The organism is Streptosporangium oxazolinicum (assembly GCF_039537505.1).
Taxonomy (GTDB): domain Bacteria; phylum Actinomycetota; class Actinomycetes; order Streptosporangiales; family Streptosporangiaceae; genus Streptosporangium; species Streptosporangium oxazolinicum.
Genome location: NZ_BAABAQ010000002.1, coordinates 146,705 through 154,989 on the forward strand (window position 1 = coordinate 146,705; position 8,285 = coordinate 154,989).

9 protein-coding genes are annotated in these 8,285 nt (G+C 71.7%); 7 read left to right on the forward strand and 2 right to left on the reverse strand.

What is annotated here, in order from left to right; translation table 11 throughout:
• Positions 1-130 precede the first annotated feature (130 nt).
• Positions 131-1,201 carry a PucR family transcriptional regulator gene (locus ABD817_RS06090; RefSeq protein WP_344915866.1) on the reverse strand — a complete coding sequence of 357 codons (1,071 nt, stop codon included), beginning with the start codon at positions 1,199-1,201 and terminating at the stop codon, positions 131-133.
• Between the two features lie 94 nt (positions 1,202-1,295).
• On the opposite strand from ABD817_RS06090, the gene ABD817_RS06095 reads away from it, so the two are divergent.
• From ABD817_RS06095 to ABD817_RS06120, 6 genes are all read left to right on the forward strand, one after another.
• Positions 1,296-2,222: a proline dehydrogenase family protein gene (locus ABD817_RS06095; RefSeq protein WP_344915868.1), complete on the forward strand. Its 927-nt coding sequence runs from the start codon at positions 1,296-1,298 to the stop codon at positions 2,220-2,222.
• Positions 2,222-3,847 (forward strand): L-glutamate gamma-semialdehyde dehydrogenase, encoded by a 1,626-nt coding sequence (gene pruA, locus ABD817_RS06100; protein WP_344915870.1) that lies wholly within the window; start codon positions 2,222-2,224, stop codon positions 3,845-3,847. Before ABD817_RS06095 ends, pruA begins: the two co-directional genes overlap by 1 nt.
• 437 nt (positions 3,848-4,284) lie before the next feature.
• A complete protein-coding gene (locus ABD817_RS06105) occupies positions 4,285-4,854 on the forward strand; it encodes an NAD(P)H-dependent oxidoreductase (protein WP_344915872.1) in 570 nt (189 codons plus the stop codon).
• A complete protein-coding gene (locus ABD817_RS06110) occupies positions 4,851-5,291 on the forward strand; it encodes a MarR family winged helix-turn-helix transcriptional regulator (protein WP_344915874.1) in 441 nt (146 codons plus the stop codon). Before ABD817_RS06105 ends, ABD817_RS06110 begins: the two co-directional genes overlap by 4 nt.
• Before the next feature lie 21 nt (positions 5,292-5,312).
• Complete coding sequence (locus tag ABD817_RS06115; RefSeq protein WP_344915876.1) at positions 5,313-6,077, forward strand: SDR family NAD(P)-dependent oxidoreductase; 765 nt, start codon at positions 5,313-5,315, stop codon at positions 6,075-6,077.
• Between the two features lie 222 nt (positions 6,078-6,299).
• Positions 6,300-7,181 (forward strand): FAD-dependent oxidoreductase, encoded by an 882-nt coding sequence (locus ABD817_RS06120; RefSeq protein ID WP_344915878.1) that lies wholly within the window; start codon positions 6,300-6,302, stop codon positions 7,179-7,181.
• A gap of 161 nt (positions 7,182-7,342) precedes the next feature.
• Here the strand turns inward: ABD817_RS06120 and ABD817_RS06125 are convergent, their stop codons facing one another.
• The gene (locus tag ABD817_RS06125) at positions 7,343-8,005 is read right to left on the reverse strand and encodes a hypothetical protein (protein ID WP_344915880.1); all 663 of its coding nucleotides are present in this window, start codon (positions 8,003-8,005) and stop codon (positions 7,343-7,345) included.
• On the opposite strand from ABD817_RS06125, the gene ABD817_RS06130 reads away from it, so the two are divergent.
• Complete coding sequence (locus tag ABD817_RS06130) at positions 7,989-8,234, forward strand: hypothetical protein (RefSeq protein WP_344915882.1); 246 nt, start codon at positions 7,989-7,991, stop codon at positions 8,232-8,234. The genes ABD817_RS06125 and ABD817_RS06130 overlap by 17 nt on opposite strands.
• Positions 8,235-8,285: the final 51 nt, after the last annotated feature.

An 8,285-nucleotide genomic window follows, 5' to 3' on the forward strand; every position in this document is an offset into this window, starting at 1 on the left:
GGGAGCCGAGGCCCGGAGTCGGTGGGAGCCGGGTCTCAGAGTCGGGTTCTCAGAGTCGGGTTCTCAGAAGAGTGAGAGCCGGGCTCAAAGCCGATGGGAGCCGGGACCCGGGGCCGACGGGAACCGGGGGTCAGAGCAGGTGGGCCGCCTTGAGAGCGAGGTGGATCAGCAGGCGGTCCTCGCCGTCGGCGAGGTCCCTGCCGGTGAGCCGCTCCGCCTTGGCCAGCCGGTAGTAGAGCGTCTGGCGGTGCACGCCGAGCGCGCCGGCGGTCTCCTGGACGTGACCGGCGCGGTCGAGGTAGCCCTCCACGGTCCTGGCCAGCTCCGGATCCTCGGCCAGCCCGGCGACCTCCTCCGCCAGTTCCCGCAGCCCCGCCGGTGACATGCGGGCCAGCAGCCGGTAGACGCCCAGCCCCGGCCAGGTGGCGACGGGGGCGAGCGCGGGCACCCGGCTCGCGACGCCGAGCGCGTGCACGGCCTCCCGCCAGCTCCGCCAGGCCTGCGCGGGCTCGTCCCTGGAGGCGCCGACGCCCACCACCGTCCCGTACGTGCCCCGGACCCGGTCGGCCAGCTCCTCCGCCTGGCCCGCCGGGACCAGGAGGGCGACCAGCGGCTCGCCGCGTACCGGAAAGGCGGGGTCGGCGAGCACGGCGCGCGGGAGCGTCCAGAGGGCGGCGACCCGCTCCGGGGAGGTGCGGGCGGCGATCGCCGTCACCGGGCCGCGCACGTCGTCCAGCCGTGACAGCGCCCGGGAGCGTTCCTCGGCGTCGGAGGAGAACAGCTCCCGCAGGTTCGCGCCCAGGTCCTGGCGGCTGCGGGCCTCCTGGGCGAGGACGGTGGCGGCGCGGGAGACCAGGTCGCCGACCGAGGCGAGGGCGTCGTCGCCGAGCGTTCCGTCGTCGAGGAGCCACAGGTAGCCGTAGGTCACCTCGTGGTGCCGCAGCGGCACGCACACCCGCGCGAGCACGCCCAGGTCGGCGTCGGCGGGGATGCGCACGGGCCCGCGGGCCCCGGCGATGCCGTAGCCCTCGAAGTAGGCTCGCACCTGGTCCGTCGCGCGGCGCCGCAGGATGGACTCCTGGCGCACCACGTCGATGTCGCCGCTCTGCGCGGCGTAGGCCAGGAGCTGGAAGACGCGGTCCTCCAGGGTGGCCGAGGCGCCGAGCCTGGCGGCGATCTCGTCTACCGTCTCCTGTAACACCCCACCATTGTCGTACATGTGTATGAACGCCCCGCCCGTTGATCGTGGCAGATGCACATGCTGGCCGGGCGGGCGGAGGTTTTAGGCTGGAGGCATGCTCGGTTCTCTCCTTCTCGGCGCGTCCCGGTTGCCGCTGGTGCGGCGCACGGTCTCCGGGGTGCCGCTGACGCGCAAGGTCGTCGATCGTTTCGTCGCGGGCGAGACGCCCCAGGAGGCGGTCGAGGCGATCCGCGGGCTCGCCGCCACCGGTCTGACCGTCACCGTCGACCACCTGGGCGAGGAGACGAGAGACTCCGCCGCCGCCACCCGGACGGCTCGGGCGTACGTCACGCTGCTCGGCGCGCTGGGCGGGCTGGGGCTCGGTGACCGGGCCGAGGTGTCGGTGAAGCTCTCCGCGGTCGGCCAGGCGCTCGGCGCCGACGGCGACAAGATCGCTCTGGAGAACGCGCGGCAGATCTGCGAGGCGGCCGGCGCCCTCGGGTCGACCGTGACCCTCGACATGGAGGACCACACCACGGTCGACTCCACGCTGGAGACCCTGCGGGCCCTGCGCGAGGACTTCCCCTCCACCGGGGTCGCCGTGCAGTCCTACCTTTTCCGCACCGAGGCCGACTGCCGCGACCTGGCGTACGAGGGGTCGCGGGTCCGCCTCGTCAAGGGCGCCTACGCCGAGCCCGCCTCGGTGGCGCACCGGCGCAAGAGCGAGGTCGACAGGGCCTACGTGCGCTGCCTGCGGATCCTCATGTCGGGCGCGGGCTACCCGATGGTGGCGACGCACGACGACCGGCTGATCTCGATCACCGAGACGCTCGCCGACCGGTTCGCCAGGTCCCGGGGCGACTACGAGTACCAGATGCTCTACGGGGTCAGGGCCGACAAGCAGCAGGCCCTGGCGGGGGCGGGTCACACCGTGCGGGTCTACATCCCGTACGGAGACGACTGGTACGGCTACTTCATGCGCCGGCTGGCCGAGCGCCCGGCGAACATCGCCTTCTTTCTTCGTGCCCTTGGAGGCAAGTGATGGATGCCATCTCCACCGTTCCCGCCCCGGTCAACGAGCCGGTGCTCGGTTACGCGCCCGGCAGCGCCGAGCGTACGGCGCTGGAGAACCGCGTCAAGGAGCTGGCCGGGGCCCAGCTGGATCTGACGATGACGATCGGCGGCGAGCGGCGGATGGGCGGCGGCGCCCCGATCGACGTGGTCCAGCCGCACAACCACGCCGCCGTGCTGGGCCGTACGGCGGACGCGAACGCCGACGACGTGCGCGCGGCGATCGACGCCGCGCTGGCGGCGGCGCCCGCGTGGCGCGCCCTGTCGTTCGACGAGCGGGCCGCGATCTTCCTGCGGGCCGCCGACCTGCTGGCCGGTTCCTGGCGGCAGACGCTGAACGGCGCGACGATCCTGGGCCAGTCCAAGTCCGCGCAGCAGGCGGAGATCGACGCGGCCTGCGAGCTGATCGACTTCCTGCGCTTCAACGTGGACTTCGCGCGCCGGCTCCTCGGTGACCAGCCGGTCTCCTCGCCCGGTGTGTGGAACCGGATGGAGTATCGGCCGCTGGAGGGCTTCGTCCTCGCGATCACGCCGTTCAACTTCACCGCCATCGCCGCGAACCTGCCGTCGGCCCCGGCCCTGATGGGCAACGTCGTCGTCTGGAAGCCCTCCCCCACCCAGCAGTTCTCCGCGCACTTCACCATGCGCCTGCTGGAGGAGGCCGGGCTGCCGCCGGGCGTCATCAACATGGTGACCGGCAACGGCGCGGCCGTCTCCGAGGTCGCGACGACCCACCCGGAGCTGGCGGCCATCCACTTCACCGGCTCCACACCCACCTTCCAGCACCTGTGGTCCACGGTCGGCGCCAACATCGCCTCGTACCGCTCCTACCCGCGCCTGGTCGGTGAGACCGGCGGCAAGGACTTCGTGCTGGCCCACCCCTCGGCCGACCCAGCGGTGCTCACCACCGCGCTGATTCGCGGCGCGTTCGAGTACCAGGGGCAGAAGTGCTCGGCCGCCTCCCGCGCGTACGTGCCGCGCTCGGTCTGGTCGGTGATCCGCGACGAGCTCGTGGGCGTCGCCGAGTCCCTGACCGTCGGGGACGTCGCCGCCGACCTGTCCGCCTTCATGGGCGCGGTCATCGACGGGCGGGCGTTCGCCAAGAACAGGGCCGCGATCGACCGGGCCCGCTCGCTCGACTCGATCGACGTGCTGACCGGCTCGTACGACGACTCGACCGGTTACTTCGTGAGGCCGACCATCCTGGAGTCGGCCGACCCCACCGACGAGATCTTCGTCAAGGAGTACTTCGGGCCGATCCTCGGCGTGCACGTCTACGACGACGCGGACTTCGACACGGTCCTGGACCAGATGGAGGGCGTCTCCCCGTACGCGCTGACCGGTTCGATCATCGCCCGGGACCGCTACGCGATCGCCTCGGCGTCGGAGCGGCTGCGCTTCGCGGCGGGCAACTTCTACATCAACGACAAGCCGACCGGCGCGGTCGTCGGCCAGCAGCCCTTCGGCGGGGGCCGCTCGTCGGGGACGAACGACAAGGCCGGGTCGATCCTCAACCTGACCCGCTGGGTGAGCGCCAGGGCCATCAAGGAGACCTTCGCCCCGTCGTCCGACCACCGCTACCCGCACATGGGCTGACGCTCGGCGGTCCGGTCGACAGGAGCCCGGCCTAAGCAACCCGGCTACCCGCACACCGGATGATCGCGGTCAAACGACAATACCCGGGACTCGTGTCGAGTTCCGGGTATCTCGCCCTCTCTCCAGTCGAGCTGGGCCACGACCGGGATCTCCCCGCCTCCGCGAACGGTTCCGCGAGGTGCGGCCTGGTTCCCAGCGGCTTTTTGGCCCATGTCGCTTTCATCGGCCAGAGCACCTGATCCACACGGTCAGGCAGAGAGTACGTACTCCCCCAGCACTTGCAGCCACCTCATCGACGGCTGTCTCGCAGGAACGTACTTGGCTCTCAAACCGGCACAACCACACGACATCACAAATCCAAGCTGGGTATCCGGAGGTCGGGTCCCAGGAACCACAGGTTTGCGACATTTACATAGCCGACTATAAGATAGCCGACCATGGAAACCATTGACGTGCTGGCGATCTGCGGGAGCACCCGGGAGGGATCACACAACCGGTCGCTGCTGCGAGCCGCGCGACGACTGGCGAAGGCCCCGCTACGGGTAGAGGTGTGGGACGACCACGCCCGGATTCCCCGTCTGGACGCCACTCGGGGGCGTCCCTTCCCCCCGGCCGTCGGCGCCCTGCGCGAGCGCGTGGCGGCGGCCGACGCGCTGCTGCTGGTGACGCCGGAGCTGAGCCGCGGCATCCCCGGGCAGATGAAGGACCTCGTCGACTGGCTGTCGATCCTCGCGCCCCCACGCCCGCTGGTGGGCAAGCCGGTGGCGCTGATGAGCGCGTCGACCAACCGGTTCGGCGGAGTCTTCGCCCAGTTGCAGCTCGGCGACATGCTGCGGCGGGTCGGCGCCGAGGTGCTCTCCGACTTCGATGTGGCGGTCGGCTTCGCCCACCGTTACCTCGACGCCGACGGAGTCCTGACAGAGGAGGAGGCGCGAGACGACATCACCCGGCTGTGGCGGCGCGTCCTCGCCCGCGTCGCGGATGACCGTCCGGCGGTGCCGGCGTGACCGCCGGGCGACAGGTCGCGGCCGCGCGGGGGCCGATCGGTTACGCCCTCGCCGAGGCCACCAGGGCGCACCGCGCCGAGATGCAGCGCCGGATGGCCGAGCTCGGCCTGCACCTGGGCCAGGAGCTTCTCATCGTCGACCTTCACCACAATCCCGGGACCACCCAGGCGGACCTCGTCCAGCGCATCGGTATCGAACAGCCCACCATCGCCAAGGCGATCACCCGCATGGAGCGGGCCGGGTTCGTCGAGCGCGCCCCGGACCCCGGCGATCGCCGGGTGACCCGGTTGCGACTGACCGAACGCGGCGAGGCCGTGGTCGACGCGGTCGTGACCGCGTGGGCGCACGTGGAGAGCGAGGCGAGCGCCGGGCTCTCCCCGGCCGACGCCGCGCTTCTCATCAGGCTGCTGCACACCATCCGCGACAACCTCACCTGATCACCACCCGCAGGAGAAGACATGGAACTCGGACTCGCAGGAAAAGTCGTCCTGGTGACCGGCGCGAGCACGGCCATCGGCAGGGCCACCGCGCTGGCCTTCGCCGAGGAGAAGGCGCACGTCGCCGTCGGCTACCACACCAACCTCCGGGCCGCGGAGGAGACCGTCGCCCTGGCCGAACGGCACGGCGCCCAGGCGATCGCCTGGCGGCTCGACCTCGGCAGCCCCGGCTCGCTGCGGGCGGCGGTCACGCACGCCCGCGACCGGCTCGGGCCGGTCGACGTCCTGGTCAACAACGCCGTCCGCTGGCCGGACTGGCCAGAGCCGGGCGAACTGTTCGAGACCGCGCCGACCGAGCGGTTCAGCACGTCGGTGACCGCGAACCTCGTCGGCCCCTACCTGCTCGCCCGCGCCGTGCTGGCCGACATGCGGGCGAGCGGATGGGGCCGCATCGTCAACGTCTCCACCGGACTGGTCGAGGACGGCTTCCCCGGCAACGTCTCCTACGTGGCCGCCAAGGCGGGTCTGCACGGCCTGACCCGCGTGATGTCCAGGGAACTCGCCTCCGCGGGCATCCTCACCAACGTCGTCATGCCGGGCTTCACCCCCGCGGACAAAACCATGCCGCAGCACCTCCTCGACAAGGCGGGCGAGGCCGCCGCGACCAAGCGCGTCAGCCACCCCGACGACGCCGCACGCATGATCGTCTACTTGTGCTCGGCCGCCAACACCAACACCACCGGCGAGGCCATCAGGACCGACGGCCACTTCCTCACCCCGGCCTGATCGCCACGTCGTCTCCTCTCACGTTCGCCGAAGAGCGGAAAACCGTCGAAGCGTCCACGACCCGTCGCCGGGTGGCCCGCCCCCTACTCCGTCATGCTCTCGCCCGTCTCTCGTTCCGGTCCGCGCCGGTACGGAGAGTAAGGCGAGAGGGCGGCGAGAGACGCCGCTCATAGCGTCGGTCGCAAGCTTTGACAGGAGTCCATCGAACGGGGAGGAGACGCGATGATGGCAGCCCGGGATTTACGGGTGACGATCGTCGGCGCCGGACCGGTCGCTTGTCTGGTGGCGATCGAACTGCGGAAACGATCATTCGAGGTGAGTCTCTACGAGCGCGGCTCGGACGTGCGCCTGGCAGACGGAGCCCGAGGGCACTCGTTCAACCTGACCCTGACCAGGCGTGGGCTCACCTCGTTGGACGAACACATCGTGGACATGCTCTATCGCAACGGAGTCGTGCTGCCGCAGCGGGTCATCCACCACGTGGACGGGACGACGTCCCGCCAGCCCTACGGCACCGACCCCGACCTGCACCACCTGCTGTCGATCCCCCGGGGCCTGTTGCACGAGATGCTGCTCGACGAGGCCGAGAAGGCCGGGGCGCGGCTGAACTGCGGGTTCGAGTGCATCGGGGTCGAGCCCGGGTCGGGGTCGGCGACGTTCGTGGACGGCGGGGCGGGGATCGTGCGGACGAGCGCGGACCTGCTGATCGGCTGTGACGGCGCGAACAGCATCGTCCGCCACGAGATGTTCCGGCGCGGGGCGCAGATGCGGATCTCCCAGGACTACGTCGCCGACGGCTTCGTGGAGATCCGCATACCCGCTCTCCCCGGTGGCGGCCACGCGCTGCTGGACGCGGCGCGTGACCCGGACCGGCCGCGGCACACCCGGCACGGACTCCACATCTGGCCCCGCGGCGAGTTCATGCTGCTGGCCCAGCCGAACGTGGACGGCTCGTACACCGCGGGCCTGTGGATGCCGATGGTCGGCGGGGACGGTGGGGACGGCGAGGGCGGCGAGCGGCTCGGCTGGGATCGGGTGCGCACGCCGCGCGAGGACCGGCCAAACACGGCCGGGCCCGCGTCCGACGCGCGGGGGACGCGGTGAGGCGGCGGTGCCCGGGTCTCCGATCGGAGACCCGGGCACCGCCGCCTCAGGTCGCGCGTGGCCGGGACCGGGGCCCGTCACCTCGTGCCGGACGGCTCCGGAGCCATGGCGCGGCCATGCGGGTCAGAGCCGGGTGACGGCCGCGTTCGCTCCCCGGACGCTCAGGGGGTCGGCGTGGGAGTGGGGGTCGGGGTGGGGGGCTCCGTCACGGTGGGGGTCGGTTCGGGGGTGGGGACGCCCGGCGTCTCCGTGGGAGGAGCCGGGGTCTCCGTGGGCGGCAGGGGGGTCTCCGTGGAAGGCGGCGGGGGCTCCGAGGGAGGCGGCACCGTGGGGGTCTCGACGGGCGGCGTGGGACAGACGGCGGGCGTGCGCCACCTGCTGCCCGGCCGCCACTGGTTGGCCGACCACCAGCCGCCGTCGCGCCAGAACTTCTTGCTGGGCCGCGTCAGGTCGAAGACGTAGGCGGCCGTCGCCGTCTCACCCGAGGTCGTGGCGGTCACCGAGACCCAGTCGCCCTCCCTGAGCGCGTTGCCCCGCCGCCCCGAGAGGGACTTGGTGGTCTCGGCGATCGTATACACCTTCTCGAAGCCGTCCTGGCTCTTGACGGTGATCGAGTCCTCCGCCAGAGCGGTCGCCTCGCCGGTCTGGGCGAACACCGTGAAGCCGCAGCCGTCCTTCGCCGGTAGGACGAACTCGCCGTGCAGCGTGCCGGGGAACGCCAGCGGCGGCACCTTGGGCGGCGGTGTCGTGGTGGTGGGTGACGGCGTCGGCGTCTCGGTCGGGGTCGGGCTGGGGGTCGGGGTCAGCGTGGGCGTCTCGCTCACCGTTACCGACGGGCTGGGAGTCGGCGTCTGCGATTCCGTCGGGGCGGGCGGCGGCGATGCCGCTGCCGCCGAGGACACCCCGACGCCGCCCGACGCCGCCAGCACGACGGCGGTGGCGACGACCATCGGGCGCGAGACGCGCCGCGATGGTCCGCCCGATCCGCTCGACGACATCGCGTTGGGCCTGTCGGGATTTTGTAGCGTCACCTTGTTCCTCCATCTGGTTTGATCCGGAACCAGCGGGGGCGTCGATGGGGTGCTCACGCCCGCCGCCGAGACC

Coding starts and splice junctions, on each gene's coding strand:
- ABD817_RS06095 (WP_344915868.1), top strand. CDS start 1,296: ATGCTCGGTTCTCTCCTTCTCGGCGCGTCCCGGTTGCCGCTGGTGCGG.
- pruA (WP_344915870.1), top strand. CDS start 2,222: ATGGATGCCATCTCCACCGTTCCCGCCCCGGTCAACGAGCCGGTGCTC.
- ABD817_RS06105 (WP_344915872.1), top strand. CDS start 4,285: ATGGAAACCATTGACGTGCTGGCGATCTGCGGGAGCACCCGGGAGGGA.
- ABD817_RS06115 (WP_344915876.1), top strand. CDS start 5,313: ATGGAACTCGGACTCGCAGGAAAAGTCGTCCTGGTGACCGGCGCGAGC.
- ABD817_RS06120 (WP_344915878.1), top strand. CDS start 6,300: ATGATGGCAGCCCGGGATTTACGGGTGACGATCGTCGGCGCCGGACCG.